Origin of the sequence: Methylocaldum sp. RMAD-M (genome assembly GCF_017832375.1) — a bacterium.
In the GTDB taxonomy this organism is placed as follows: domain Bacteria; phylum Pseudomonadota; class Gammaproteobacteria; order Methylococcales; family Methylococcaceae; genus Methylocaldum.
In genome coordinates this window covers 91,991-117,782 of record NZ_JAFIBZ010000005.1, presented here as the reverse complement: position 1 = coordinate 117,782, position 25,792 = coordinate 91,991, and the positions used below count along the sequence as shown (strand labels likewise).

25 protein-coding genes are annotated in these 25,792 nt (G+C 56.2%); 10 read left to right on the top strand and 15 right to left on the bottom strand.

The features are described from left to right. Positions 1-28 precede the first annotated feature (28 nt). The gene (gene rnhB / locus JOD69_RS07135; RefSeq protein WP_086134985.1) at positions 29-604 is read left to right on the top strand and encodes a ribonuclease HII; all 576 of its coding nucleotides are present in this window, start codon (positions 29-31) and stop codon (positions 602-604) included. Positions 605-632: 28 nt separating this feature from the next. Further along, on the top strand, positions 633-1,274 hold the full coding sequence (locus JOD69_RS07130; RefSeq protein ID WP_086134986.1) for an MOSC domain-containing protein: 642 nt from the start codon (positions 633-635) through the stop codon (positions 1,272-1,274). A 16-nt stretch (positions 1,275-1,290) separates the two neighbouring features. On the opposite strand, the gene JOD69_RS07125 is transcribed toward JOD69_RS07130, so the two are convergent. From JOD69_RS07125 to JOD69_RS24565, 4 genes are all read right to left on the bottom strand, one after another. Next, positions 1,291-2,586, bottom strand: coding sequence for a cation:proton antiporter (locus JOD69_RS07125; protein WP_077730414.1), 1,296 nt, complete (start codon positions 2,584-2,586; stop codon positions 1,291-1,293). A 29-nt stretch (positions 2,587-2,615) separates the two neighbouring features. Continuing rightward, complete coding sequence (locus tag JOD69_RS07120; RefSeq protein ID WP_077730380.1) at positions 2,616-3,398, bottom strand: glycosyltransferase family 2 protein; 783 nt, start codon at positions 3,396-3,398, stop codon at positions 2,616-2,618. Continuing rightward, a complete protein-coding gene (gene fabG / locus JOD69_RS07115) occupies positions 3,395-4,114 on the bottom strand; it encodes a 3-oxoacyl-ACP reductase FabG (protein WP_077730379.1) in 720 nt (239 codons plus the stop codon). Before fabG ends, JOD69_RS07120 begins: the two co-directional genes overlap by 4 nt. Positions 4,115-4,274: 160 nt before the next feature. Further along, positions 4,275-4,610, bottom strand: coding sequence for a hypothetical protein (locus JOD69_RS24565; RefSeq protein WP_168183869.1), 336 nt, complete (start codon positions 4,608-4,610; stop codon positions 4,275-4,277). Between the two features lie 669 nt (positions 4,611-5,279). On the opposite strand from JOD69_RS24565, the gene JOD69_RS07105 reads away from it, so the two are divergent. Next, the gene (locus JOD69_RS07105) at positions 5,280-5,726 is read left to right on the top strand and encodes an isoprenylcysteine carboxylmethyltransferase family protein (protein ID WP_077730377.1); all 447 of its coding nucleotides are present in this window, start codon (positions 5,280-5,282) and stop codon (positions 5,724-5,726) included. A gap of 148 nt (positions 5,727-5,874) precedes the next feature. On the opposite strand, the gene hpnH is transcribed toward JOD69_RS07105, so the two are convergent. Beyond that, positions 5,875-6,981 carry an adenosyl-hopene transferase HpnH gene (gene hpnH, locus JOD69_RS07100; protein ID WP_077730376.1) on the bottom strand — a complete coding sequence of 369 codons (1,107 nt, stop codon included), beginning with the start codon at positions 6,979-6,981 and terminating at the stop codon, positions 5,875-5,877. Between the two features lie 427 nt (positions 6,982-7,408). Here hpnH and JOD69_RS07095 point away from each other — a divergent pair, with 427 nt between their 5' ends. The 7 genes from JOD69_RS07095 to JOD69_RS07065 are packed head-to-tail and all read left to right on the top strand — an operon-like array spanning position 7,409 to position 17,353. Continuing rightward, positions 7,409-8,458, top strand: a complete 1,050-nt coding sequence (locus JOD69_RS07095) for a phytoene/squalene synthase family protein (protein WP_077730413.1) — start codon at positions 7,409-7,411, stop codon at positions 8,456-8,458. Positions 8,459-8,490: 32 nt separating this feature from the next. Next, positions 8,491-10,458 (top strand): squalene--hopene cyclase, encoded by a 1,968-nt coding sequence (gene shc / locus JOD69_RS07090; protein ID WP_086134988.1) that lies wholly within the window; start codon positions 8,491-8,493, stop codon positions 10,456-10,458. Continuing rightward, positions 10,455-11,180 (top strand): hypothetical protein, encoded by a 726-nt coding sequence (locus JOD69_RS07085; RefSeq protein WP_086134989.1) that lies wholly within the window; start codon positions 10,455-10,457, stop codon positions 11,178-11,180. The genes shc and JOD69_RS07085 overlap by 4 nt, the downstream gene beginning before the upstream one ends. 20 nt (positions 11,181-11,200) lie before the next feature. Further along, positions 11,201-13,828, top strand: a complete 2,628-nt coding sequence (locus tag JOD69_RS07080; RefSeq protein WP_077730373.1) for an MMPL family transporter — start codon at positions 11,201-11,203, stop codon at positions 13,826-13,828. A 52-nt stretch (positions 13,829-13,880) separates the two neighbouring features. Next, on the top strand, positions 13,881-15,269 hold the full coding sequence (locus JOD69_RS07075; RefSeq protein ID WP_077730372.1) for an aspartate aminotransferase family protein: 1,389 nt from the start codon (positions 13,881-13,883) through the stop codon (positions 15,267-15,269). Positions 15,270-15,302: 33 nt separating this feature from the next. Further along, complete coding sequence (locus tag JOD69_RS07070; RefSeq protein WP_240502511.1) at positions 15,303-15,692, top strand: copper resistance CopC family protein; 390 nt, start codon at positions 15,303-15,305, stop codon at positions 15,690-15,692. A 5-nt stretch (positions 15,693-15,697) separates the two neighbouring features. Next, entirely contained in the window at positions 15,698-17,353 is a 1,656-nt protein-coding gene (locus tag JOD69_RS07065) for a CopD family protein (protein ID WP_086134990.1), read from the top strand. A 166-nt stretch (positions 17,354-17,519) separates the two neighbouring features. Here JOD69_RS07065 and JOD69_RS07060 read toward each other — a convergent pair whose 3' ends face one another. The 10 genes from JOD69_RS07060 to JOD69_RS07015 form a co-directional block, all read right to left on the bottom strand. After that, positions 17,520-18,137 (bottom strand): HpnM family protein, encoded by a 618-nt coding sequence (locus JOD69_RS07060; protein ID WP_077730369.1) that lies wholly within the window; start codon positions 18,135-18,137, stop codon positions 17,520-17,522. A gap of 180 nt (positions 18,138-18,317) precedes the next feature. Then, positions 18,318-18,710 (bottom strand): DUF2802 domain-containing protein, encoded by a 393-nt coding sequence (locus JOD69_RS07055; protein WP_086134992.1) that lies wholly within the window; start codon positions 18,708-18,710, stop codon positions 18,318-18,320. After that, on the bottom strand, positions 18,710-18,871 hold the full coding sequence (locus tag JOD69_RS07050; protein ID WP_156879648.1) for a hypothetical protein: 162 nt from the start codon (positions 18,869-18,871) through the stop codon (positions 18,710-18,712). The genes JOD69_RS07055 and JOD69_RS07050 overlap by 1 nt, the downstream gene beginning before the upstream one ends. Positions 18,872-18,923: 52 nt before the next feature. Then, the gene (locus JOD69_RS07045) at positions 18,924-19,400 is read right to left on the bottom strand and encodes a chemotaxis protein CheW (protein ID WP_086134993.1); all 477 of its coding nucleotides are present in this window, start codon (positions 19,398-19,400) and stop codon (positions 18,924-18,926) included. A gap of 21 nt (positions 19,401-19,421) precedes the next feature. Continuing rightward, on the bottom strand, positions 19,422-20,057 hold the full coding sequence (locus JOD69_RS07040; RefSeq protein WP_086134994.1) for a chemotaxis protein CheW: 636 nt from the start codon (positions 20,055-20,057) through the stop codon (positions 19,422-19,424). Beyond that, a complete protein-coding gene (locus JOD69_RS07035) occupies positions 20,054-20,857 on the bottom strand; it encodes a ParA family protein (RefSeq protein WP_077730365.1) in 804 nt (267 codons plus the stop codon). The genes JOD69_RS07040 and JOD69_RS07035 overlap by 4 nt, the downstream gene beginning before the upstream one ends. After that, on the bottom strand, positions 20,854-21,747 hold the full coding sequence (motD, locus tag JOD69_RS07030; RefSeq protein ID WP_077730364.1) for a flagellar motor protein MotD: 894 nt from the start codon (positions 21,745-21,747) through the stop codon (positions 20,854-20,856). The genes JOD69_RS07035 and motD overlap by 4 nt, the downstream gene beginning before the upstream one ends. A 7-nt stretch (positions 21,748-21,754) precedes the next feature. Continuing rightward, positions 21,755-22,498, bottom strand: a complete 744-nt coding sequence (locus JOD69_RS07025; RefSeq protein ID WP_086134995.1) for a flagellar motor protein — start codon at positions 22,496-22,498, stop codon at positions 21,755-21,757. A gap of 2 nt (positions 22,499-22,500) precedes the next feature. Continuing rightward, the gene (locus JOD69_RS07020; protein ID WP_086134996.1) at positions 22,501-23,550 is read right to left on the bottom strand and encodes a chemotaxis response regulator protein-glutamate methylesterase; all 1,050 of its coding nucleotides are present in this window, start codon (positions 23,548-23,550) and stop codon (positions 22,501-22,503) included. Positions 23,551-23,574: 24 nt separating this feature from the next. Continuing rightward, positions 23,575-25,791: a chemotaxis protein CheA gene (locus JOD69_RS07015; protein ID WP_086134997.1), complete on the bottom strand. Its 2,217-nt coding sequence runs from the start codon at positions 25,789-25,791 to the stop codon at positions 23,575-23,577. Between the last annotated feature and the right edge of the window lies 1 nt (position 25,792).

Genomic DNA, 25,792 nt, shown 5'->3' with positions numbered 1-25,792 from the left:
CGGATAGGCTCGTTCCGAATCGAATGCCATGGCACTGATTGCCGGTTGCGACGAAGTGGGCCGCGGATGTATCGCCGGACCGGTAGTGGCGGCGGTGGTGATCATCGAAGATCGTTTTCACATCTCGGGGCTGGCCGATTCCAAAAAGCTGACGCCGCAGCGCCGCCAAGATCTGGCCGCAGCCATCAGGACCAAAGCTTTCGCTTGGGCAGTAGGCCGAGCCGAAGCAAGCGAAATCGATCGAATCAACATCCTCCAGGCGTCGCTCTTGGCGATGCGCCGGGCCTTTGACGCTCTACCGATAAAACCGGATTGGGCTATGGTGGACGGCAACCAATATCCGGCATTCCCTTGTCCGGGCGAAGCCATTATCGGTGGAGACGCCACCGTGCCGGCGATTTCTGCCGCATCGATACTGGCCAAAGTGTTTCGGGACCGGGAAATGCAAATTCTCGACAGCCTGCATCCCGGCTACGACTTCGCCGTCCACAAAGGCTATCCCACGGCGGTCCATATCTCTCGCTTACGCGAATTGGGACCGACTCCGAGCCACAGGCGATCTTTCGGACCGGTAAGGCGAGCGAGCGTCCCGGGATCGGATTAGCATCAGTCCAACTTTCAACGAGGTGCCGATGGAACTCTTGGCAATCAGCCTAGCCGAGCCGAAACAGGTCGAACATGACGGCCGCCGGATTTTCACTGGCATTTACAAAGAGCCCACGAAGGGTCCGGTCAAAGCCGGCGCCTTCGGGCTAGAGGGCGATGCACAAGTCGATCTCAAGAACCATGGCGGCAAGGACAAAGCGATATATGTTTACACCGTAGAAAACTACCGCTTTTGGGAACGAGAATTGGAGAAGCCGTCCCTGCCTTTCGGGCAGTTCGGCGAAAACTTCACTGTCAGCGGAATGCCCGATGAATCCGTTCACATCGGCGATGTCTTTCGAATCGGCAAGATTGTGGTTCAAGTCACCCAACCGCGCGTCCCTTGTTTCAAACTGGGGATCAAAATGGGCGATCCCTCGTTTGTAAATGTTTTTCTCAGCTCGGGCCGAACCGGATTTTATTTTCGAGTACTTGAGGAGGGCGAGGTGCGTTCCGGCGACACGATTGTTCGCCTTCGGGAGGACGAGGAGCAATTGAATATCAAGGATGCGATGCTCGCTATCGTAAAAGGACCGCGCCAACAAGAGATTATCGAGAAAGCCCTCCGGGTCGAGGCGCTGTCGCAGTCCTGGCGGGAAAGTTTGGAGAAGCGCCGCTCGCGGCCATAAAAAACCGGCTCACGGCTCACGCATCCCGCCCCGCCGGGATCGCGTGCCCGATGGACGGCAGCCATGCACGGAGCCCCGGCGCCGTCATGATCGTACTGGCGATCGCCATGAGCACCAGCATGGTGAAGACCTGAGGAGGAATCACGCCGAGCTCGAATCCTAAATTTATGACGACAAGCTCCATCAGCGCCCTCGTATTCATCATGATGGCGATGTTCCGCGCCTCCGGTCTCTTCAAGCCGGAAATCCGAGCCGCGACGTAACAGCCGCCGAATTTACCCAAAACCGCTAGAAAAACCAGCGCTGCGCACCAAAACCAGAGCTCAGCGGTTTCCAATCCTCCCACATCGGTACGCAGGCCGGTATACGTAAAGAAGATCGGCAGGAAAAACACCGTCACCAAATCCGCGACCTTATGCTTCCATGCCTCCACGAGTTCATGCTGATCATGCAACAGCACGCCCATCATGAATCCGCCGAAGATGGCAAAAATTCCGAGCTTGCTGGTCAACATGGCCGAAGTGAACACAATAACCAGGAGAATCGCCATCAGGTCTTGCGGCAACGCCTGATGATTGAATTCGAAACGACGTACGATGAACCGCAGAGCTTGCCGCACCACAGACCAGCACACAATGACGTAAAGCAGAAGCGAGCCGACCTGCGCCAACATGCCGATAATGGAAAAATGCGCGGTCACCGCAGCGGATATGAACGCCAGCAAAGTCCACCCGACCGCGTCATTGACGGCAGCCGACGAGATGGTGATTACCCCGATCCGCGTGCGCGTCAGATCGAACTCCATCATGATGCGCCCCAAAATAGGCACCGCCGTAATCGAAAACGCAGTGGCCATGAATAAGGCGTACGCCGACGCCGAAATTCCGGAGGCGAGATGGGGAGCGGACCCATAGCCGAATACCAGTCCGAGCGTGAATGGCGCCGCAATTCCCATCACGCTGATTAGGCCGACCGCCCGCTGGTTTTGTCGCGATTTGAGCTGTGAGAAATCGAATTCCAGACCGACTTGAAACATCAACATAATCAGTCCGATCTGACTCATAATGCTGATAGGCGTCGTGTCGGCAGTCCGAAATATCAGCTGGAACGTTTCCGGCGCGAGCACGCCGAATAGCGAAGGACCGAGCAAGAGCCCGGCGACGATCTCGCCCACGGCCCGAGGCTGGCCGACCCGCCTGGCCAAATAGCCCGCCACGCGCGCCGCAATAATGATGATTGCGACCTGTACCAGGGTAAAAAAGAGCACCTGCTCGGTCGTCTGAACACCACCCTGAACCGAATCGATCGCCATTATCCGATATTCCGCTTCCGTAAAATCCGCTACGAGCCACACTGCTCGCAGCTTATCGGGCGCATGGTCAAGCTGCGCCAAAGTCCCTTTAAATAAAGTCCTTTCGTGATCAGCTTCCACGCCACCATGCGCGTAATTCTGAGGATATCCGTCACCGGGCGGAAATGGCTGGGACGCGCATTAGCGCGATAAACGGTACTGACCCGCACCGGCATGGCATAAAACCCCATGCGAGCCCCCTCGATCAGAATTTCGCTCTCAAATACAAAACTCCTTTCTCGAGTACAGGACAATTTCACCGAGCGGATCAAATCGGCGGGATAAATCCGAAACCCCGATTGGCTATCCTCTATCGGTTGCCCGGAAGCCCAAGCGATCCAAAAATTGGCGAAACGGTTGGCGCGGTAGCGTGCCGACGGTATGGCTGCCCTATTCCACAGCCTGGATCCGATCACGATATGGTGCGGGAACCGATGCGCCGCCGAAAGCAGCCTGGGAATTTCAGCCGGATCATGTTGACCGTCGCCGTCCATCGTCATTACGGCAAGGATGCTTTCATCTCGCAATGCGTGCTGTAAGCCACGCCAAAGACTAGCCGCTTTGCCCTGATTCGTTTCGTTCCGGAGCAATTCGATATCGAGCCCGTCCAGTGTCGAGGAAGTCCCGTCGGTCGAGCCGTCGTCCACGACGATGATGCGCGGCACGTACCGAAGCGCTGCGCCCACGACCTCCCGGATGGTCGCCGCCTCATTGAACGCCGGAATCACCAGGGCATATGCCGCGTTTCTGCCGCCGGTCCGATCCGGATTCATGCCATGCCGCCATTGACGGAGAACACCTGCCCCGTAATATAGGACGCCTTGTCCGAGGCCAAAAAGCCGACCAGATGCGCCACCTCCTCTGGCGTTCCGGCGCGCTTCATGGGCACCAGTTGCTGGATCAATTCGGGATTGAAGGCTTCTGAAATCATCGGACTTTCGATAATTCCCGGCGCAACCACGTTCACCGAGATTCCGCGAGATGCAACTTCCAGAGCCAACGACTTGCAGGCACCTATCAATCCCGCTTTCGCGGCTGCGTAATTGGCCTGCCCCCGGTTCCCCATGAGTGCAGCTACCGACGAGACGCTTATAATGCGCCCCCACCGAGTTCGGATCATAGGCAGCAGCAAGGGCTGGGTGACATTGTAGAAACCGGTCAATGAAACCTCGAGAACGTTCCTCCACTGCTCCCTGCGCATACCCGCCAGCGGCGCGTCGTCATGGATGCCGGCATTATTCACCAAGACCTGGATAGGGCCGGCCTCCAAGAGCGTCTCCAAAGCCCGTTTAGCCGATTCGTCATCGGCAACGTCAAAGAAAACGGCTTCTGCCGATCCGCCTTGCGCCATGATGTCTTCGACCACGCGGCACGCTCCGTCGCGATTTCCAAAACCGTGCACCACCACATGCAGACCGTCAGCGGCCAATTGTCGAGCAACCGCCGCGCCGATGGCGCCGCTACCGCCGGTAATGAGTGCTCTTCTCATCGATCAAGCCGCCTCAGTCCAAAAGCACGGCCCAACCGAAATTCAGTCCGGTATAGGCTCATTTTTTCTTAATCTATGCTTTACGTTAAGATTTCGGAATTCCAATCGTACGGCTGACATCTAAAAAACGAGCCGACGAGTTCGCAATGAGGAGCGAATTTTAAGTTTTGCCGGCCGTGAAAGCCATCCCGAATCCCGGACCGTTCGAAGAAAGCGAACTCCAATACGCGAAAATCAAGTTCGAAACGGTTATAGATGGACTCCAGCCGCTGGTTACTCCGTAACGCGGCTTTACCCGACCAACTTGCACATAATGAATTCCCGAATCGATGCCATCGCGCATCCTAAAGGCAAAGAAATCCACGTTTGGCACCTGAATCTCGGCGTTATGCCCGTTAATCGTGATGCGTTTTGGAAGGCGCTCGCTCCAGCCGAACGTGATCGCTGTTCGCAGTTCCGCTCCGATATTCATAAGCAGCGCTTCATTGCCACGCAAGGGGCATTGCGATGCTTGCTGTCTTGCTATTTAGGCATTGCACCGCATACCGTCCAGTTCGAACGCAACCAACACGGCAAACCCCGTCTCGCAGGGACAGAACCCGACCGAGGGCTAGTATTCAATCTTTCCCACTCGGGAGACCAGGCCCTCGTTGCCGTGGGCGTGGACATGCCACTTGGGGTGGATCTTGAAATCAGGCGTCCGCTTACCCACATAGAAGGTCTGGTTGAGCGCTGTTTTGCTCCTTCCGAACGCAACCGCTGGTGTTCGCTGCCCCCCTCTCACCGGTTGGCCGCATTTTTCAATGTTTGGACGTGTAAGGAAGCGTTTATCAAAGCGGTAGGCCGGGGCTTGGGACTCGGACTTACCCGATGCGTCCTCGCTTCCGGCGAAGTTCCACGCTGGGAAACGATTCCGGAATCGTGCGGTAATCCCGATGAGTGGTCCCTTCGAAGTTTAGATCTCGGCGAAAATATCAGCGCCGCGCTCTGCGCGCGGGCAACGGACATCCATTGGCGATTAAACGAGCTCGACCCATTCCCGCGCTGAGGCGCGCGGCCCCGGCTCTTTGATGACAGAAAACCTTGAATCACGGATAGGCTTTTCAGTAAGTCGAGGCCTAACGTATCATCCGCCTACCCGTCAATCTTGTGAGGCATTTCGATTATGCAGCAGATCCTTCGTTTTCCGCCTCCCGTCATCGCCTTGGCTCTTGTCGGTCTAGGTTTCGGCTTAGTCCCGATAACCTCCGGATTCCCGTCCTTCAGCATACCCAGCCTGGGAATCATACTTATCGCCGTAGGCATCGTCACTAGCGCTTCGGCGCTGTTTCAATTCCGCCTTATCCGAACCACATTCATCCCCACCGACGATCCTACGGCGCTCGCCAAAGATGGCCCTTATTGCTGGACCCGTAACCCCATGTATCTAGGGATACTAACGGCCTTAACCGGACTCGCCTTTTTTGTCGGCTCGCTATCGATGTTTATCGCTCCGATAGGCTTCTATTTCGTGATCGACCGGCACTTTATTCCTTACGAAGAAACCAAGTTAGCCGGCCTCTTCGCGGAGAACTATCTGGAATACCAACGCCGAGTACCGCGCTGGCTGTAAGCAAAGGGAAGGCGGCGTTCTGCGCCCGCGGCAAAAACTGCCTCGCAGGAATGAGTCAGGATAGATAAACAAATCTAAAGAAGAAGAAATAGAAAAAGGCCGGCGGCACTTTGGCTCAAACCTGTGCCGCCGGCCTATGTAAGAGAAATCAGTCGATGGCTTGGATGCGGATGGCCGGCCGCGCTTTGGCGCCAACCGTTTCCACATCGTACTCCGGCACCGGCTCGGGCGCCATCGGTCCATCGCTACGCGGCCCGAATAGAGCAACCCACGCCGCTTTCAAGGGATTTCTGACGGCATCTTCCACGGCGCTCGCCTCGTATCCGCAATGGGCCATGCAATTGGCGCATTTCGGATTCTTGGAGTTGCCGTATTTATGCCAGGGCGTCTCTTCCATCAATGCCTTGAAAGATGGAGCGTAACCCTCGTCGACCAACAAATAACAAGGCTTCTGCCAGCCGAATACATTGCGGGTGGGGTTACCCCAAGGAGTACAGTTGTAGGCTTGGTTGCCCGCCAAAAAATCCAGATACAGGCTCGAATGGTTCAGCTTCCACTTGCGGCCGCGGCCTAGTTTGAAAACCTTGCGGAACAATTCCTTACTGTCGCGCATCTTGATGAAGATATCCTGCAACGGCGCATGCTCGTAGCTGAAGCCCGGCGCGATGGTCGTGCCTTCGACTCCGAGTTTCTTGCAGTAGTCGAGGAATCCGGCAATTTCTTCGGCGTTCTCGCCTTGAAACAAAGTACAGTTGATGGTGACGCGGAACCCGCGCGCAATGGCCATTTCCACGGCTTCGGTAGCCCGATCGAACACGCCGTTCTGGCAGACTGAAGCATCGTGGCGTTCGCGATTGCCGTCCAAGTGTATCGAGAAAGTAAGGTAGGGGGAGGGTTTGTAATCGTCGATTCGTTTCTTGAGAAGCAGCGCGTTCGTACAGAGATAGACGTATTTCTTACGCTGAATGATGCCTTCGATGATCTGCGGCAACTCCTTATGCAACAGAGGCTCGCCGCCGGCGATGGAAACGATGGGCGCGCCGCATTCGTCAACAGCTGCCAAACACTCATCGATGCTCAGCCGACGATTCAGGATATCATCGGGATAATCGATCTTACCGCAACCGGCGCACGCCAAATTGCAGCGGAACAGAGGTTCGAGCATCAACACTAACGGATAACGTTTGTTTCCATTTAATTTTTGTTGTAGAAGATACTTAGCTACGCTGAGTTGTTGCCTTATTGGAACGCTCATTCACCTTCCCCCGATTTAACAAGTTCGATTCACTTAAAATTAGCCTGTATTCGTGTTTCCACCACAACGAGCACAGCGCCGCAGACTATAAACCATAACTAAATTCCTGACCAATGCACTTTGGAATTCATCAGACCACCTGTCATGTTGATAAGCAGGTTAATTCGGGTTGGTCCAGGCATTAATTCTAATGCAACATCCTAGCTTGTAGTTGTATTTTCCTCAACTAAATTTCGTTAAAATACAACACATCTTGACGATCGGGGCAATCCGGCTAGAATTTGCTGCTTTCCCAGCGAACCGTTGCTGCCTTATCTCAAGACGAACTGGCCGGAACATCGCATCTAGAAACTGGTTGGAATTTCAGAACTTGAACGGAGCAACACTCGTCCGCACGAGCGGAAGCTTTTCCTCGGATCCAAGCGTGATGAGCGACGACGACGCGTTGCAGTCTCACCTACTGGAAGGTGTCTCCCGCACCTTTGCGCTTACTATCCCGCAATTGCCGCCGGTCTTAGCCAAGCCGGTCTCGAATGCTTACTTGTTATGTCGCATTGTCGACACCATCGAAGATGAGACGGCACTTTCATCCACGGAAAAGCGCAAGTTCTGTCAGCAATTCGTGCGCGTGGTCCAAGGCAACGAGGCCGCCGAACTGCTTCGAGACGAACTCGGCCCTCGCCTTTCGACAGTCACCAGTCCGGCCGAGCACGAACTTATCCACTTGATTCCCCGGGTCATCGCCATTACTCACAGCTTCGATCCGCCGCAACGGGAAGCACTGGCCTCCTGCGTCGAAATCATGGCGAATGGCATGGCAGAATTCCAGGACCGAGACCTGCGATACGGTCTCGCAAACATGGAGGAAATGAGCAACTACTGTTATTACGTGGCCGGCGTGGTCGGGGAAATGCTGACCAAGCTTTTCTGTCACTACTCCCCCGAGATCGCCGCCCATCGCGACGAGATGATGAAGCTCGCGGTATCGTTCGGACAAGGTCTGCAAATGACCAACATCCTCAAGGACCTTTGGGATGACCATGCCCGCGGCGTTTGTTGGCTGCCACGCGATATTTTTGGCCAGTGCGGATTCGATTTACGCAAGCTTAAACCGGGCCATAACGACCCCAAGTTCTGCGAGGGATTCAAGCATCTGATTGGAATTGCACACGGACATCTGAAGAATGCGCTTGCCTATACCTTGTATATACCCTCGCGCGAGACCGGTCTTCGCGAGTTCTGTCTGTGGGCGCTGGGGATGGCAGTGCTGACCCTGCGCAAAATCAACAAAAACCTTTATTTCAGCGACTCATCGCAAGTCAAGATTACACGCCGGGCAGTGAAAGCGACCGTTCTGACAAGTCGTCTGCTGCGTTCGAGCGATATCCTGCTCAATACCGCATTTTTCCTTGCAGGATCCGGCTTGCAACGTAGCAGCCGTCAGCTCCCGGCCCTCGGTCACCATACCGACACGTGAGAAGCCAACCACAAACAGGGGATTCCTTGCTCATGTTGAAAGAAGCGACTGCACTTTCCGCTCTCGATACGGCTTTCCTCCAGCCTTATAACGAATCACCCTTGGATAACGCTATCCGTCGCGCCAAAAAGGAGTTGCTCGGATTGCAGCACCAGTCCGGCTACTGGGTGTTCGAGCTCGAAGCGGACTGCACGATTCCATCCGAGTACATCTTGATGATGCACTACATGGACGAAATCGACGCAGCATTACAGGCCAAGATCGCCAACTACCTGCGCGCCAACCAGCAGGCAGACGGCAGCTATCCGTTGTTCTTCGGAGGTCCTGGCGATATCAGCTGTACTGTCAAAGCCTATTACGCACTGAAACTGGCCGGCGACGACATCGACGCTCCGCATATGAAGAAAGCCAGAGCATGGATTCTGGCCCAAGGCGGCGCGGCACGCTCCAACGTCTTCACCCGCATCATGCTGGCCATGTTCGAGCAAGTGCCGTGGCGCGCCGTGCCGTTCATTCCGGTGGAAATCATGCTGCTGCCGCGCTGGTTTCCGTTCCACTTGGACAAGGTCTCCTATTGGTCGCGCACAGTGATGGTTCCCTTGTTCATCCTGTGCAGCTACAAGGTTAAAGCGCGCAACCCAAGAAAGATCGGCATTCGCGAACTCTTTACTGTCGATCCGGAAAAGGAAAAAGGATATTTCAGCCACGTCAAGACGCCGCTCGGCAAGAGCATTCTGGCGCTGGAACGCATCGGCCGCCTGATGGAACCGCTCATCCCAAAAGCGATGCGGCGAAAAGCCACCGAGAAAGCACGCGATTGGTTCATGGCACGATTGAACGGGGTAGACGGTTTGGGCGCCATCTTCCCCGCCATGGTCAACGCTTATGAAGCCATGGACTACTTGGGTTTTCCACCGAAAAACGAGCATCGCCGCATAGCCAAGGAGGCCATCGAACGCCTGCTTGTCGTCGGCGAAAACAGCGCTTATTGCCAGCCGTGCGTATCGCCGATTTGGGACACTGGGCTATCCAGCCTGGCACTGCAGGAAGTCAACAGGTTCGAGAAGGATCCCGAGATCGACGACGCACTAACTCGCGGGCTACGCTGGCTGGCGAGCAAGCAGTTGACCGACGAGCCGGGTGACTGGCGTATCAACCGGCCGAATTTGGAAGGCGGCGGATGGGCTTTCCAGTTCGAAAACACTTATTACCCCGACGTGGATGACAGCGCCGTAGTCGCCCAAGCCTTGGCTCAGGCCGAAAACCACGAGTTCGACGAGAACATTCGCCGCGCCACCAACTGGATTGCCGGCATGCAATCCGACAACGGCGGATTTGGTGCGTTCGATGCGAACAACACGCATTATTACCTGAATCACATTCCGTTCGCGGATCACGGCGCCCTGCTCGATCCGCCCACCGCCGACGTCAGCGGACGCTGCGCGATGTTCTTGGGCAAGATGCTGGAACAACGCCCGGATCTTAAACCGGCGCTGGATCGTACGATCGAATATCTGAGAAAAGAACAGGAAGTCGATGGCTCGTGGTTCGGTCGCTGGGGCACCAATTACATCTACGGCACCTGGTCGGTACTCGTAGGCTTCGAGGCGGCAGGCATCCCCAAGACCGACCCGAGCATACAGAAAGCCATCGCTTGGCTGAAGAGCGTACAACGCCCGGACGGCGGCTGGGGCGAGGACAACTTGACCTATCACGACGCCAGCCCGGAACGGCGGGGCCGTTTTCACACCAGCACGGCCTTTCAGACCGGATTGGCCTTGCTCGCGCTGATGGCGGCAGGCGATACCGATTCGCCCGAAGTCGAGGCCGGCATAGATTACCTCGTCAGAACGCAAAACGCCGATGGTTTCTGGAAGGACGAATGCTTCACCGCGCCGGGCTTCCCGCGGGTCTTTTATCTCAAATACCACGGCTACGACAAATTTTTCCCGCTGTGGGCGTTGGCGCGTTATCGTAACGAGCGCTACGGCACGGCGTGAAGTCCCTTGGGTTTGTGATTGCGCTGCCGGCCGAGGCTCGTACCCTCGTCCGGCAGCGCGTCTGCTTTGACGACCTGCTGGAACTGCCGGACGGTCATCGGTTGGCCGTCTCCGGCTCCGGTCCGAATCATGCGCGCAGTGCCGCATTCCGACTTCTCGAACACAAGGTCGATGCCTTAATCAGCTGGGGCTGTGCGGCGGCCCTCGACGGTTCCATGAATGCAGGCGATCTGGTATTGCCCGATCGAATCTTAAGCCCGGACGGCATCGAGCATGCGGTCTGCCCCGAATGGCACGACCGGGTTCGGCAAGCCTTAGCCCCGATGCTGCCGGTCACGACGGGCCTTCTGCTGGGAAGCCCCAAGGTCGTCGCGAACGCGGCGGAAAAACGAGAACTTCATGCCAGCAAAGGCGCAGTTGCACTCGATATGGAAAGCGCCTCCGTAGCCTCGGTCGCAAACGCCCGGGGCGTACCTTTTCTAGCAGTTAGAGCCATCGCCGATCCGGCATGCATGAACCTTCCCAACTCCGTGGCCGTCGCCGTAGATGAACGCGGCGACGTCAACATTCCGAAGCTCCTGAGATATGCCTTGGCTCATCCTGCCGAATTCGTTGCCTTGGCCCGACTGGGGAAGGCTTTTTACGCAGCCGCAAATACACTTCGCCGAACGGCGCATCTTTTGAGAACCGACATCTCTCTTACGCCGTCCGCCGACCGTTAATTCTCGCAACTAAAACGTCGATGAGCAGAACCGCCGAGAACCTTTTTATTCGTGTCGTCCACTGGTGGGAAGAAAACTTCCTCAACCGGCCGTGGTTAGTCACATTGCTGTTCCTGATCGCCTCCGGCTTTACGCTCCAGTACACCATGGAGAACCTGAAGTTCGACACGAACACGGCGGACATGATTTCGACGGAGCTGCCATTCCAGAAAAACCGCATCAAGCTGGAAAAAGCATTCCCTCAGGATGTCAGTACCATCATTCTCCTGGTCGAGGGAAAAACGCCGGAGGAAACCGCCGACGCCGTCAAACTGATCGGCGAGAAACTCAGACAAAATAGGACCGAAATCAAGTCGGTCCATATTCCGGACGAGGGAGAATTTTTCGCTAGGAACGGCTTGTTATATTTGGATTTAGAAGAATTGGAGGATTTGTCCGCCCAACTCGCAAATGCCCAACCTTTTATCGGCCGGATTTCCGAAAACAACAGTCTCGGCGGTCTCCTCGATATCTTGGGCGAGGCCTTGAAGGCTTCGGAAGAAGGCTTCGAAATCGAACTGAATCCTTTGCTAGAGAAAATTCGCGAGGCGGTCGTTGCAACGAGCGAAGGCAAGCCTTACCGGCTGTCGTGGCAGCAATTGATGCTCACCCGAGATGAGGGGCTCGGGGTCACCAAGCGGTTTATTAATATCACGCCGGTCCTCAATTTCGAGGAATTGCTGCCCGCCGAAAAAGCAATCGGGGCTATCGATAAAGTTTTGGCAGAAGTACTGCAGGGCGATCTTGCCGATGTCAGCGTCCGCAAAACCGGCGAGGTGGTGCTGGAGCACGAGGAAATGCAGACCGTCGGAACCGGGGTTTCGATCGCCAGCGTCGCATCCCTTATTCTCGTGTCCGCCACCTTGTGGGTCGCTTACCGATCCTTCAAGCTGATGTTCGCCACTTTCGTCGCGTTGACCATGGGGCTGATTTTTTCGCTCGGTTTCGCTACCGTCGCCATCGGCCAGCTCAATCTGATCTCCATCGGCTTCGCAGTCTTGTTCATCGGCATGGGCGATGCGTATTCCTCCCATTTCTGTCTGCGTTACCGGGAATTGGTCCTGCGCGGCGTCTCCCAACGGGAAGCGTTGCGGGAAACCTTGACATCCACCGGCTCCTCGCTCGTTCTCTGCTCCATCACCGCGGCAACCGGCCTCTATGCCTTCATCCCCACCAACTACTCCGGAGTCGCGGAACTCGGTATTATCGCCGGCACCAGCATGTTCATCGCTCTGGCGACGACCTTCACCATACTGCCGGCGCTGTTGAAGATCATGCCCTTGAGGCCGCCACGTCGGCGCAAGGAAAAGAAAGGCGCATCGTTCCTGTCCTCGAACTGGCCGATCCGCTATGCCCCATCGATTCGCACGGCCACGGTTGTTCTTGGCTTGATCTCCGTGGGTCTCCTCTGTGACGTCACCGTGGACTTCAATCCGATCAACCTGCGCGATCCCAATACGGAATCGGTCAAGACCTTTAAATATCTGCTGCAATTCGAAGACACCTCCCCCATGACATTGGCTTCCCTGGCACGGAGCGAAGCCGAGGTCAAAGCCAAGAAAGCCGCATTCGAGTCCTTGCCAACAGTCGACAAGGTTGTCAGCATTTTCGACTTCATTCCCGAGAATCAGGACGATAAGCTCGCGATTATCAGCGATCTGTCGCTCATCATGGGTCCTCAACTCGAGAGTTTCCCCCCGTCCACGCGAGAGAAAGTCGATCCCCAGGTCATCGAGAATTTTCATCAGGTGTTGCGGGACCGTGCTGCGGCAGGTGAAAACGGCGTAATCAAAGCCTTGGACGAAGCTCTGACGCAGTTGCACGCCCGCCTGGAAACCGCCGACGAAAGCACGCGTCAAGCGATGCTCGGCCGGCTTCAGGACAGCATTTTAGGCCCGCTTCCGGCTACCATCGCCAATCTTCGCGAAAGCCTTCAGGCCCATCCGATTTCCATGGGGACCTTACCTCCCGACCTGAAAAATCGCTGGGTCAGCGCCGACGGACTGTACCGTCTACAAATCTTCCCGAATAAAGACTTGAACGATCTCGAGAACTTGCGCGAATTCATCCTTGAGGCGCAAAAAGTCGACAAGAATGTAACCGACGTGCCGGTCGCTTATCTCGAATCCATGAACGAGGCCATCAACGCCTTTCAGCAAGCGTTCGGCATTGCCTTCGTCGCCACCACGATCCTGTTGCTGCTGATCGTACGAAATCTGAAGGACACGCTGTTGGTCCTGCTGCCGCTGCTGCTGGCGTCCCTATTTACCGCCGCCTCGACGGTGCTGTTCGATATCCCGTTCAACTTCGCCAATATCATCGCCCTGCCCTTGCTTTTCGGCCTGGGAGTCGACAACGGCATTCACATGGCGCACCGTCTACACTATCTGCATTCGAACGATGAAAACCTGCTCAGTACCAGCGAAGCACAAGGGATATTCTACGGCTCGCTGACGACCGTATTCAGCTTCGGCAGCCTAGCCTTTACCGCTCATCAAGGCACCGCCAGCATGGGAATGATCCTGACCATCGGCCTCATGCTCACCCTGATCTGCGCGTTGGTCGTGCTGCCCGCCTTCAGTACGCTGAGAGTCTCCCACCGGCGTTGATCCGTGTAAAATTCGAGCGTCTTTTTAGCCCTAGATAATTCCCGAGGTCTTGATGTCCACCTACATTGCGGATTTGCTGGCCACCCATCGCGGCAAGAACTTCGAACTCCACGAAAATTACTTGAATACCCAAATGGTGCGGGTGCTCAAGGCCATCGGCTATGACCGCATCTACACCAGAGCCCGTGGCCCGTATCTTTATGACGATCAGAATAACGAATATTTGGATCTCTTGAGCGGCTTCGGCGTGTTTGCCCTAGGCCGCAATCATCCCGAGATCATTCAGGCGCTTCAGGACGTACTGCAAAGCGAATTGCCAGACATGGTACAGATGGACGTATCCGTGCTGAGCGGTCTCCTCGCGGAGCAAATTCTGAAGCGCTGCCCGGACAATCTCAGCAAGATGTTCTTTTGCAATTCCGGTGCGGAAGCCGTCGAAGCGGCGATCAAATTCAGCCGCTATACGACCAGGCGGGAAAAAATCGTCTACTGTGATCACGGGTTCCACGGCCTCACCATGGGCGCGCTTTCACTGAACGGCGAAAAGATTTTCCGCGAAGGTTTCGGTCCTTTGTTGCCGGAATGCGTCACGGTTCCGTTCAATGACATCAAGGCTTTGGACGAGGCCTTGCGCAACAAAGATGTCGCGGCCTTTATCGTCGAGCCGATTCAGGGAAAAGGCGTCAACCTGCCGAGCGACGACTACCTGCCGGAAGCGGCTCGCTTGTGCGCCAAATACGGAACGCTTTTTGTCGCCGACGAGATCCAAACCGGCATCGGCCGCACCGGCAAGTTTTGGGCTATCGAGCACTGGGGCGTGAAACCCGACATGATTCTGATGGCGAAGGCACTGTCCGGTGGTTTCATCCCGGTGGGCGCCGTGGCGATGACCAAGAGCATCATGGATGCCGTCTTCAGCCGTATGGATCGCGCCGTAGTTCATGGTTCAACCTTCTCCAAGAACAATATGGCCATGGCGGCGGGGCTCGCTGCACTCAAGGTCATCGATGATGAAAAGCTGCTGGAGAATGCCGAACATCTCGGGGAAAAACTTCTGGCCGGAATGCAGAACCTGGTCGACAAGTACGAGTTATTCCAGGAAGTCCGCGGAAAGGGACTGATGATCGCTCTGGAGTTCGGCTCTCCCAAGAGCTTCTCCTTAAAGGCCGCATGGAACCTCCTGGAAACCGCCAATAAAGGGCTGTTTAGCCAAATGATCACGATTCCGCTGTTCAAGAACCATCGTATCTTGAGCCAAGTCGCCGGGCATGGCATGAACGTGGTGAAGTTTCTCCCTCCGTTGGTGATTAACGAAAACGATACGCAGTGGGTCCTCACTGCTCTCGACGATGTCATCGCCGATTGCCACAAGGTTCCCGGAGCCATCTGGGACCTTGGGAAAAACCTTACCAGCCATGCACTTAAGTCCAAAGCGGGCTGATTTCCATCATCCACGACCAACACCGGCACCACCATGCACCAACCACTCTCTTCTCGCAGCCGTAAATTTGCCGTTTTGCTGTTTTCCATGTCTTTGCTGCTGGCCTATGGCCAACGGCCTTGGGCGCACGCCGTCGTCACCGAATCCTCTCTGACCCAAAACCCGATTCAGCCGAATCACGCGACGACGGTAGTACTCTTTTTCAATTCCAATGTGGAATTGCCTTTGTCCCGAGTTTTTCTGGTCAGCAAAGGCGATGTCTTCCATCCGGTACAAATCGAAAAAGGCAAGAAACCGGGCGAGATGCGCATCCAGGTGCCCGCACTGACGCCAGGCGAATATGCCTTGAAATACAAGGTATTCGCTGCGGATGGACACTTCACGGAAAATGTCATTCGTTTCCACGTCTCTGAACCGCGGTAACCCCTATGTACATGCAAGGTTTGGCCAATTTCATCGATGATTTCCTCGGCGGGCTGATTTTGATCAGCTACGCGTTAGTAGTGGGGAGCCTGCTCTGGAGTGCGTTTATCCTCAGAGTATGGTCGCCCGGATTCGCCGCGCATGAATCCGTGGTCCGCCGAGCCGTTAGCTTGCTGCGCGCCGGCGCCATCGCCCTAGCTATCACCCAAGGGCTCAAATTGATCATCAAAGCCGTGGTTCTGGCATCGGTCTTGGGCGATTTTCCGGCCGACGCTTATATGGGCACCGTTCAGTTCCAGGCCGGTTTGATACGTTTCCTGCTTGCCTTGGGTCTGATCTACATCGCCGGCCAGTTGCGCCAAATACCGGATAAGCGGTTTTTGTGGAATCTCGCTGCGATTTCGATGATTCCCATGGTGATTGCCGGCGCCTGGCTGGTGCATGGCGTGGGCCGCTTCGAATATCGGGAGCAGCTCATGACCATGACCGTTCTCCACCAGTTTGCGGCGGCCGTGTGGTTCGGCGGCGTTGCGCAACTTTTGTCGCTCTGGCACATGAGCCGGGAATCTCAAGAGGCAAAAGCACTATGGCCCATCGCGATCACCCGTTTTGCGCTGCTCGGCGTCAGTTCCGTCGTCGTTCTTCTGTTGACCGGGCTTCCCCTGGCCTGGACTTACGTCGGCAGCTGGGATGGCCTTTTCGGCACCGGTTACGGCAGCCTGGTCGTCACCAAAGTCGTTCTTCTCATGGTCGCGCTCGGCTTCGCCTATCTGAATCACCGGGCCGGTCGGCAGTGGTTGAGACACCGCCAAACCGAAGGACTGAATAACAAGGTTCCGCATTACATCGAGGCCGAGACCTTCATACTGGTAGGGATACTTTTCATCGCCGCCACCCTGTCCTCGCAGCCGCCGTCGGAAGATATCAAGGAACTGTCCGCGACCGTCTCCGAAGTCGCCGAGATGTTCACCCCGCGCATGCCGCGCCTGACCTCGCCCACGCACGAGCAACTCCTGGCCGGTGAGCCGGGGCGTGTGGCGGTGGTCGACAAAGTTCCCTCACCCGCGGCCACGGAATGGTCGGATTACAATCACAACGTGTCCGGAGTCTTCCTGACCTTGATGGGATTGGTCGCTATGCTTTCCTACTACAGGCGGTTCGAATGGGCGAGGTATTGGCCGCTGGGCTTCGTAGGATTGAGCATTTTTCTCTTCTTCCGTAGCGACGCCGAGACTTGGCCCTTAGGCCCGATCGGCTTTTGGGAAAGCACCTTCGGCAACGGCGAGGTGTTCCAGCATCGTATCGCCACCCTTCTGGCTTTCGCATTGGGGGTTATGGAGATGCGCGCGCGCACCAATCGGAACGCCGACCGATTACGCTATACGTTCCCGGTCTTGTGCGCGTTCGGCGGCATTTTGCTGCTCACCCATGCCCATGCGGAGTTCGAGCTGAAAAGCGAATACCTCATCCAGTCCACGCACACCGCAATGGGGCTCCTGGCCGTGATCATGGCGAGCGGGCGCTGGCTGGAACTGCGCTTGGCGGAACCCAACGTGAGTTACGGCGGGTATGTGGACGGAAAGATTGCGGGATTTATATCCATCGTGGCGATGTTCCTGATCGGCGCGATATTGCTGGTCTACCGAGAACCGTTGTTCTGAAGCCGAAACAGGAAAAGCACTCTATTCTAGTTGCGTGGCTGAAACGCCTTAGGGACAAACGAAAATGCCCGCCACTCACGTGACGGGCATTTTTTGTTACGAACTGTAATCCAAGATAAGAAAGAACCGCCTCGAACGCATTTGCACGGCCTGCGGCGGCGCCTCATTATCCGGACGTCGCATTATTACTCGAGTAATCGGCGATCTTTTGGGACAGTTTGTTCAGAAGACTGTCGAATCCCTCGCGGTCGATGACACTGGTATATTGGGCCTTCTTGAGCGCCAAATCGCTGATACCGTCCACGATGATATTGATGATGTGCCACTGCCCGCCGAACTGGTTCACGATGTATTCGAACTTGATGGGCTTTTCATCCGGCGAAGTAAGAAAGTAGCGTAGCAGCACGCGATCGCTCTTCATGTCTTGGGCGGAATCGTATTTGAATTCTTCCCCCGAGTAGCCGTTAAACTGAGCGGCATAAGTGGCAATACTTAGATCGGTCAACTTCTCAATAAAAGCCTTTTTCTGTTCTTTATCCAGTTTCTTCCAGTGATTTCCAAGCGCGATCTGGGAAACAGCCTCGAACTCGAACACTTGCTTGACCACCGGCTCTAGCTTTTTGTAACGTCCTTGATATCCCAATTGTTTCGCATCCTTCATAACGTCAATTAACGTGTTGTTGAGCAAGTCTACGGTTTTCTTGGCTTCCGTAGGGGCCTCCGCTGCAACGGACAACGGAGCTAAAGCAATTAGAAACAATCCCAGGAAAAATTGAAGAAACATTGTCTTTCCCATAAGTCCGAAATCGAAATCGTCGCGACTATATCATAAAACGCCAATCAGAACGCTACGCTTAGTTGCGATCGCGCTACGTTTTTGCGTCTGAGCAACACATAATCTTCGAATCGAGCTCCTGGTATTCGATTCAGAAGCGTGAGAATCGTTCTCGAAAGCCGGCTCGACTTATTGACCCTGTCGCTGCGCATAAAGATGCGCCAGCAAGTTTGCCTCGGATAGGGAAAGGCCCAACTGGGACACCAGCTCCTGGGGAGCGACGCCGTCCTTAAGTCTTTCGATTGCAGCTCGATAGGATTGGTAGCCGGTATCCTGCGACGAGAGCGACGCCAGTCTCTCGTCGCACTCTCGAAGCCGGCGTTCTTGATCCAGCATACGCCGATCCACTTGCACGGCGGCTGCCGACAGCCCGATCAAGTCGTTTTGCTGCTGTACGAGCCGTGCGCCCAGCGTTGCATAATCGCGCCTGAGGGCCAGGCAAGCACGGGTCAGCATGAGCATTCCCGCCACCAACGCGACGATCAGCCCGACCAGAATAAAATAGGGGAGATGCCAATCCATCAGGCGTATTCATCGATATGGGGCAGCGAATCATCACTCGCCGGTCCCGGTTTTTTCTTTTCTTGTGAATCGGGCTTTTGCTGTTTGCGATTCTCGTCGCCTTTGACCTTGTTCGCCGCCGGCAAAGGTCCGACGTGTTCGACGGGATGAATCTCGACCATAACCCTATCTCGCCATTCTTCGAAAAAGCTCTCCCTCCCAGGGTGGGCGGGATCAAAGCAGATCGAGCTGCGCCTTGTCTTCGTCGTTCAAGAACTGATTCAGGTCGACCAGAATCAGCAAGTCGCCATTATGACTCGTCACGCCCTGAATGTATCGGGCGCTTTCTTCATTGCCGACGCTGGGAGCCGATTCGATTTCGGAGGCTCTGAGTTCGACCACCTCCGCGACACTATCGACCAAAATACCGATGACTTGATCGTCCGCCTCGATAATGACGATCCTCGACGCATCGTCCGGCTGCTTGGGAGGCAGCCCGAAGCGCCGCCGGGTATCGATTACCGTCACCACGTTTCCGCGCAAATTGATGATACCCACCACATAATCCGGCGCTCCCGGAACCGGCGCAATTTCGGTGACACGCAGCACCTCCTGTACCTGCATTACGTTGATGCCGTAAGTTTCTTCGCCCAAACGGAATGTGACCCACTGATTCACCGGGTCGCTGCGTCTTGCCAACGCTTCGCTCATATTACCCTCTCGCCTCTAGCATTATCGTAAAACTCTCAGATTTTTGGATCGGCCGGCCGGAATCAGGCTGTGCGGATCCACCAGCACGCATAAGCGATCGATAATCGTGCCGGCCGCCCATGCTCGCCGGGATCGGTTTACGCGCCAGCGGACATCGCTTTCGCGCAGCCGGACCATATCGACGATCTCGCCGCACACCAACCCCCACCGCCCTTCATTAAGTAATAAGGCATGACGATGGGAATCTTCTAAGGAGATGGAACGCTTGCCGCCTATGAGAAGCTCCGTGTCCGCCAGTTGAATGATCTCGCCCTGAAATCGGGTCAGCCCTTGAAACCAATCTGGCTTTCCCGGCAAGACCGTCACTCGCGTCGAATCGTCAAGGCGTTCGATTCTCCTCACCTCGGTCAACGGCGCGGCAAGAACCGTATGACCGATTCGAAAATAAACCACTTGAAATTCCGATTGCGCCCAGTCGGGCAAAGCCGCGGGAGCAGACAGGACGGGCTGGGATGCCGCTACCGAGTCGGAATCCGTGCGCTCGGCCGGCAATGCTTCCGACTGGCCGTAGGTTTGATTCAGCAGGTTCCGCAGATAGAAAAGGAGTACTTGATCCTGCCATCCCGTAGTGCTTCGGGCTAGGCGATCGGCTTTCATGCGGTTGCCAGAGCCGGCTCGACCGAGCGTGATCGATTTTGCGACAACATATGCTCGAGCAGTTCGGTGTAGGCGATGACAGCCTTGGCCTTGGGCATGTAATAAGACAGCGGAATTCCGGCGTCGCTCGCTTCCCGCACCTGGGTATCGACCGGAATCACGGAATCCCAGACCTGATCCCCATAACGCTCGCGCATCACCCTGAGGGTTTGTATCGACGCGCGGGTACGCCGATCGAACAAAGTGGGAACGACCGTGTAATCCAATCGCGTTTTCCGAGACTTACCGATCATTTCCAGGGTGTGCAGCATGCGCTCCAGCCCTTTGAGCGCGAGAAACTCGGACAGCACCGGAATGAACAAATGTTCGCAGGCGGCTAGTGCGTTCACCATCAGCACACCCAGCATGGGTGGGCTGTCGATCAGCACGAAATCGTACTGCTTCCGAACGGCTGCCAGACTATTGGCAATTACCAGCCCCATGCCGCCGGCGCCCCCCTGCCGCTCTACGGTCGCGATAGCGGTCGAGGCCGGCAGTACCGACAGCCCTTCGAAATCCGTAGAGGCGATATAAGGACCCGGAAGCAAGCTTTTCTTGGCAATTGCGTCTTGAAACAGGTTGTAGACGCTGACATCGATTTGATCCGGGTTCATTCGGAAATAGCTGGTCAGCGAACCGTGCGGATCGAGATCGATCAATAAAGTTCGGTACCCCCGCGACGCGAGAATCCCCCCCAAGGTAACGACTGTCGTGGTCTTGCCGACGCCGCCTTTCTGGTTGGATACGGCCCAGATTCTCATGGCTTCGAAACCTCCGTCGGAGTGATGGGCGCTTCCGTAGACACCGGCTTTTGCGAAGCGCCGAAATCCTCAATTCGGTCCCCGGAAGAAAGCTTGTAACGAGCCGCTCCGTGGGACATCAGAACGATGACCACTCTCCGATTTTGGTAGCGTCCTTCCTCCGTCCTGTTGTCGGCAATCGGATGATGCTCGCCGTAGCCTATCGCCGCCATGCGGCGCGGATCGATGCCGTTGCTCATCAATTGGTTGACCACCACGGCGGCGCGGGCGGACGACAAGGCCCAGTTGGAAGGAAATTCGGGAGTGTTGATCGGCAGATTATCGGTATGACCCTCGACGTGAATGGTGTTGTCGATTTCGCGGAAAATTTCGGACATTCGGTAAAGTATGGGCAGCGATTCCTTAGAAAGTTCGGCTTTGCCGCTGGAGAAAAACATCCCGCTCTTCATTTCGACCTCCACCCACAGCTCATGGCGTTTGACGGCAACTAAATCGTCCTGAATATACGGCGATAAAGCCGCTTCGATCTGATCCGCCAGGCTCTCGAGCTGGGCGTATTCCGCATCGAGATTCTCCGGCATCGGCCGAGTCTTGTCCTGGGACGATGCCGAACCGTCCGACGCCGCGGGTTCGCCCAAAAGGTCTTGTCCTTTCTTCAACTGGCCGAATTGAATCGGCTCCAGCGTATGCCCGAGGTTGTGCTCCTTCCCCGGCTCCTTGAACACCGCGGAAAGCGACTCCGACAACACCCGATACTTGCCTTCGTTGACCGAAGAAATTGCATACATGACGACAAAAAACGCAAACAAAAGCGTAATGAAATCGGCATAGGAAACCAGCCAGCGCTCCAGGTTCACATGCTCTTCTTCCGAATGCTTCCGCCGCGACATACGTTAGTCATCCGTCTAGGAAACCGGTCAGCTTCATTTCGATATTCCGCGGGTTCTCGCCTTCCGCGATCGAAATGATTCCTTCCAGAATCAGTTCCCGCGCCTGGTTATTGGCCTGTGCTCGGGATTTCAGTTTGTTGGCGATGGGAAGAACGATCAAATTGGCGAGACCGACGCCGTAAATCGTCGCCACGAATGCCGTCGCGATGCCGCTCCCCAGCTTGCTGGGGTCGGACAAATTCTGCATCACGTGAATCAACCCCATGACCGCGCCGATGATTCCCACGGTCGGCGCGTAGCCGCCCATCGCCTCGTATACCTTGGCCGCGCCCAAATCCCGCTGCTGGCGAGCGAATATTTCCACCTCCAAGCTGTCCCTTATGGCCTCGGGCTCGTTGCCGTCAACCAGCAACTGAAGCCCTTTCTTCGCCAGCGGTTCTTTCTCGGCGCTGATGAAGGTCTCTAAGCCGAGCAGACCTTCCCGCCGCGCCAAGGCACTCCAGCTGACGATTTTCTTGATTTGTTCCTTATGATCTATCGGCGGCGTCATGAAGACCCATTTGAGCATTTTGACGGCATAGAAAAACGCTGCCGGCGGCGTCTGCAGCATGGTCGCACCCAGCGTACCGCCGAACACGATCACTATCGCCGGGCCGTTCAGCAGTGACTGGATATGCCCACCCTCGAGCCAATTGCCGCCTAGAACGGCGGCGAGCCCGAGAGTGACTCCGATAATGCTTAAAGGGTCCATGCCTAAAGATTCTTCAATTCGCCGGCCATTTCATCGAGATCGTAGATGCAATCGGCCAGGTTAGCTTCGACGATCGCTTTCGGCATGCCGTAAACGACGCAACTCTGCTCGTTCTGGGCCCAGATGGCCGCGCCCTTGGCTTTCAATTTTTCCGCTCCGAGCTTTCCGTCCGATCCCATGCCGGTCAGCACGATGGCGAGAACCTTGCCGGGCATGTTCTTGGCTATGGAGCTAAACGTGACATCGGCACTGGGACGAAAATGTTCCCCGCTTCCGCTCTCCCGAACGACGACGGTTTTCCGCGCCCCGTGCTCGCTCAGCTCCAACTGAAAGCCGCCGGGCGCCAGAAGAGCGACACCGGGTCGCAGTTCGTCGCCGTTCTGGGCCTCCTTGACCCGAATTCGGCAAAGCTGATCCAGGCGTTCGGCAAAGCTGCCGGTGAAATTTCCCGGCATGTGCTGGACCAAAAGAATGGGGACCGACGCGGTCTCCGGAATTTGCGTCAGAACTTTCTGGATAGCCACCGGGCCGCCGGTAGAAGCGGCGATGACCAGCAAACGGAAATCCCGAAGTTGCGCTTTGGCGGCCGGAGGCCGGGCAACGACCGGAGCGGCGACAGGCCTCGATGGCCGACGGAGCCGCCTCAGCCTCCCCGCATGCTCGGCCAAATCGCGAACGCGCCGCCGCAAAATGCGCTTGGCCAAGTCCTGGTCTCCGCTGATTTCCTGCAATTGTTTGGGCATGAAGTCCATTGCGCCGGCCTCGAGAGCATCCAAGGTAGCCTTGGCGCCCGCTTTGGTGGACGCGGAAAACATCAGAATCGGCGTGGGCCGATCTTTCATGATCTCGCGCACCGCGGTAATACCATCCATTACGGGCATATCCACGTCCATGGTGATGACGTCCGGATTCAAGGATGCCGCCTTTTGCACGGCCTCGGCGCCGTCGGCGGCGCTTCCTACGACCTCCATGTCGCCATCGGCGTTGAGGATTTCGGTCAGTCTGCGGCGTATGAAGCCCGAGTCATCCACCACCAAAACCCTGATTGTCATTAAAACCTCTTAGTTGTCATAGACTTAATGCAAGGAGGCGTACCGTTTCATCAAACCGGGTATATCCAGAATGAGGGCGATTTTTCCGTCGCCGGTAATCGTCGCACCGGCCATTCCGCATACCCCTTGAAGTTTCGCCCCCAAAGGCTTGATGACGACTTCTTCCTGTCCGACCAAATGATCGACCACGAAGCCGACATGTCGTCCCCCGACATTCACCACCACTACATGGCCGCATTTCCCGTCCTGATTTCTATCATGCCGGTAGCCCGGAACCAGCCATTCCTTGAGATAAAACAATGGCAACGCACGCTGCCGGACCAGCACCACCAACTGCCCATCGACCGTATTGGACTTCGTGAGGTCGAGGTCCAGGATTTCGACGACGTTCGCCAACGGAAGAGCGAAGGGTTGATTGTTCAGCTTGACCATCAAAGTCGGCATGATGGCCAAAGTCAGCGGCAATTTGATGGTGATGCGGCTGCCCTTCCCCTTGCTCGAATCGATGGCTACCGAGCCGTTCATCTGGGCTATTCGGGTCTTTACCACATCCATGCCGACACCTCGTCCGGAGATATCGGAAATCTCGGACTTGGTGGAAAAGCCGGGCATGAAAATCAAGTTGTAACAATCCTTGTCGTCCAGACGGGCGGCGCTCTCCTGGTCCATCAGTCCCTTTTCCACGGCCTTGCGCCGGAGCACGTCCGGATCCATGCCTTTGCCGTCGTCCTCGATGGTCAATTCGATATGATTGCCCTCCTGAGACGCGGTCAGAACGACCGAGCCCTCGCGCGGCTTACCCGCTGCGATCCGCTCCTCGGGGGTCTCGATGCCGTGATCGACCGCGTTGCGAACCAAATGCACCAATGGATCGGCCAAGGCCTCGACAAGATTTTTGTCGAGATCGGTTTCTTCGCCGCGCAACTCGAGCTGCACCTCCTTGTTGAGGCTTCTGGCCAAATCCCGCACCACGCGGGGAAAGCGGCCGAATACCTTTTTGATGGGCTGCATGCGCGTCTTCATGACGGACAGCTGGAGATCCGAGGTCACCACGTCCAGGTTGGCGACCGCTTTGGCAATCTCCTCGTCATTGAGCGCGATCTTGAGGGTTTGAAAGCGGTTGCGAACCAAGACCAGCTCGCCGACCATGTTCATGATCTCGTCGAGACGCTGGGTATCGACGCGGACCGTGGTTTCAACTGCCGCGGCCGCCTGTGGCTTGACGGTCTTGGCCGGTTCCCTTGTCGCGCTGCGCGCTTCCATAGGTGCCGAAGACAGAGCCGCTGGACGCGCGCTCTCCTGCTTCGGTACACCACCATGCTGGCCTTTGCCATGAAGCTCGTCCAGCAGGCGATCGAATTCTTCCTCAGTGATGCGATCACTTTCGGCTACAGGTTTCGGCGCCTCGGGAACCACGGCGCTCGGCATGCCGGTGTGCTTGCCCTTGCCATGGAGTTCATCCAGCAAGCGCTCGAATTCTTCCTCGGTGATGTCATCATGCGATTTGGCATTCGGAGTGTTTAGCGCTGGCGCATCGGGCACACCGCCATGCTTGCCCCTTCCGTGAAGTTCGTCCAGCAGACGCTCGAATTCTTCTTCGGTGATTTCATCCGAAGTCGAGCCGTTCGAGTCAACCGCCGAGACGGGCGAGGGCCGGCTCGGCTCCTCCGCCGCATCCGGCAACGGTTCGAATTCCGCCCCGGCCGGATCGTCGTCTTGGCCGGGTTCCAGCATCGCCGCGAGCGCCTGTTCCACAACATTCATCGCGGACGGAAACCTCTCGGGTTCGACCGCCGAAACGGATTCGGGCTCCACCGACGCCGGAGCCGGCGGGACAAGAGTAGAATCGCTTCCCGGCTGGGCGAGAACTTTCAGCCGATCGATCAGCGACGGGTCGGCCGGTTCGGGATCGTGTCCGGAGCGGATGTCCCGAAACATGGCGTTGACGACGTCCAATACTTCCAGAATGACGTCCATCAAGGCCGGGTCGGCGCGCCGCTCGCCTTGTCGAAGCACGTTGAATACGTCTTCGGCGTTGTGGCAAACGTCGACCAAGGCGACAAGATTGAGAAACCCCGCTCCACCCTTCACGGTGTGAAAACCGCGAAAAATGGCGTTCAATAAATCGTAATCGTCCGGTGACTGCTCAAGCTCGACCAGTTGAGCATTGAGCTTTTCCAGTATTTCCCCGGCTTCTACCAAGAAATCCTGAACGATTTCGTCATCGAGATCGATCGCCATT

What these genes read in the sequence shown, in the direction of transcription:
- rnhB (WP_086134985.1), top strand. Translation starts at nt 29, where the DNA reads ATGGCACTGATTGCCGGTTGCGACGAAGTGGGCCGCGGATGTATCGCC.
- JOD69_RS07130 (WP_086134986.1), top strand. Translation starts at nt 633, where the DNA reads ATGGAACTCTTGGCAATCAGCCTAGCCGAGCCGAAACAGGTCGAACAT.
- JOD69_RS07125 (WP_077730414.1), bottom strand. Translation starts at nt 2,586, where the DNA reads ATGGCGATCGATTCGGTTCAGGGTGGTGTTCAGACGACCGAGCAGGTG.
- JOD69_RS07120 (WP_077730380.1), bottom strand. Translation starts at nt 3,398, where the DNA reads ATGAATCCGGATCGGACCGGCGGCAGAAACGCGGCATATGCCCTGGTG.
- fabG (WP_077730379.1), bottom strand. Translation starts at nt 4,114, where the DNA reads ATGAGAAGAGCACTCATTACCGGCGGTAGCGGCGCCATCGGCGCGGCG.
- JOD69_RS07105 (WP_077730377.1), top strand. Translation starts at nt 5,280, where the DNA reads ATGCAGCAGATCCTTCGTTTTCCGCCTCCCGTCATCGCCTTGGCTCTT.
- hpnH (WP_077730376.1), bottom strand. Translation starts at nt 6,981, where the DNA reads ATGAGCGTTCCAATAAGGCAACAACTCAGCGTAGCTAAGTATCTTCTA.
- JOD69_RS07095 (WP_077730413.1), top strand. Translation starts at nt 7,409, where the DNA reads ATGAGCGACGACGACGCGTTGCAGTCTCACCTACTGGAAGGTGTCTCC.
- shc (WP_086134988.1), top strand. Translation starts at nt 8,491, where the DNA reads ATGTTGAAAGAAGCGACTGCACTTTCCGCTCTCGATACGGCTTTCCTC.
- JOD69_RS07080 (WP_077730373.1), top strand. Translation starts at nt 11,201, where the DNA reads ATGAGCAGAACCGCCGAGAACCTTTTTATTCGTGTCGTCCACTGGTGG.
- JOD69_RS07075 (WP_077730372.1), top strand. Translation starts at nt 13,881, where the DNA reads ATGTCCACCTACATTGCGGATTTGCTGGCCACCCATCGCGGCAAGAAC.
- JOD69_RS07070 (WP_240502511.1), top strand. Translation starts at nt 15,303, where the DNA reads ATGCACCAACCACTCTCTTCTCGCAGCCGTAAATTTGCCGTTTTGCTG.
- JOD69_RS07065 (WP_086134990.1), top strand. Translation starts at nt 15,698, where the DNA reads ATGTACATGCAAGGTTTGGCCAATTTCATCGATGATTTCCTCGGCGGG.
- JOD69_RS07060 (WP_077730369.1), bottom strand. Translation starts at nt 18,137, where the DNA reads ATGTTTCTTCAATTTTTCCTGGGATTGTTTCTAATTGCTTTAGCTCCG.
- JOD69_RS07055 (WP_086134992.1), bottom strand. Translation starts at nt 18,710, where the DNA reads ATGGATTGGCATCTCCCCTATTTTATTCTGGTCGGGCTGATCGTCGCG.
- JOD69_RS07050 (WP_156879648.1), bottom strand. Translation starts at nt 18,871, where the DNA reads ATGGTCGAGATTCATCCCGTCGAACACGTCGGACCTTTGCCGGCGGCG.
- JOD69_RS07045 (WP_086134993.1), bottom strand. Translation starts at nt 19,400, where the DNA reads ATGAGCGAAGCGTTGGCAAGACGCAGCGACCCGGTGAATCAGTGGGTC.
- JOD69_RS07040 (WP_086134994.1), bottom strand. Translation starts at nt 20,057, where the DNA reads ATGAAAGCCGATCGCCTAGCCCGAAGCACTACGGGATGGCAGGATCAA.
- JOD69_RS07035 (WP_077730365.1), bottom strand. Translation starts at nt 20,857, where the DNA reads ATGAGAATCTGGGCCGTATCCAACCAGAAAGGCGGCGTCGGCAAGACC.
- motD (WP_077730364.1), bottom strand. Translation starts at nt 21,747, where the DNA reads ATGTCGCGGCGGAAGCATTCGGAAGAAGAGCATGTGAACCTGGAGCGC.
- JOD69_RS07025 (WP_086134995.1), bottom strand. Translation starts at nt 22,498, where the DNA reads ATGGACCCTTTAAGCATTATCGGAGTCACTCTCGGGCTCGCCGCCGTT.
- JOD69_RS07020 (WP_086134996.1), bottom strand. Translation starts at nt 23,550, where the DNA reads ATGACAATCAGGGTTTTGGTGGTGGATGACTCGGGCTTCATACGCCGC.
- JOD69_RS07015 (WP_086134997.1), bottom strand. Translation starts at nt 25,791, where the DNA reads ATGGCGATCGATCTCGATGACGAAATCGTTCAGGATTTCTTGGTAGAA.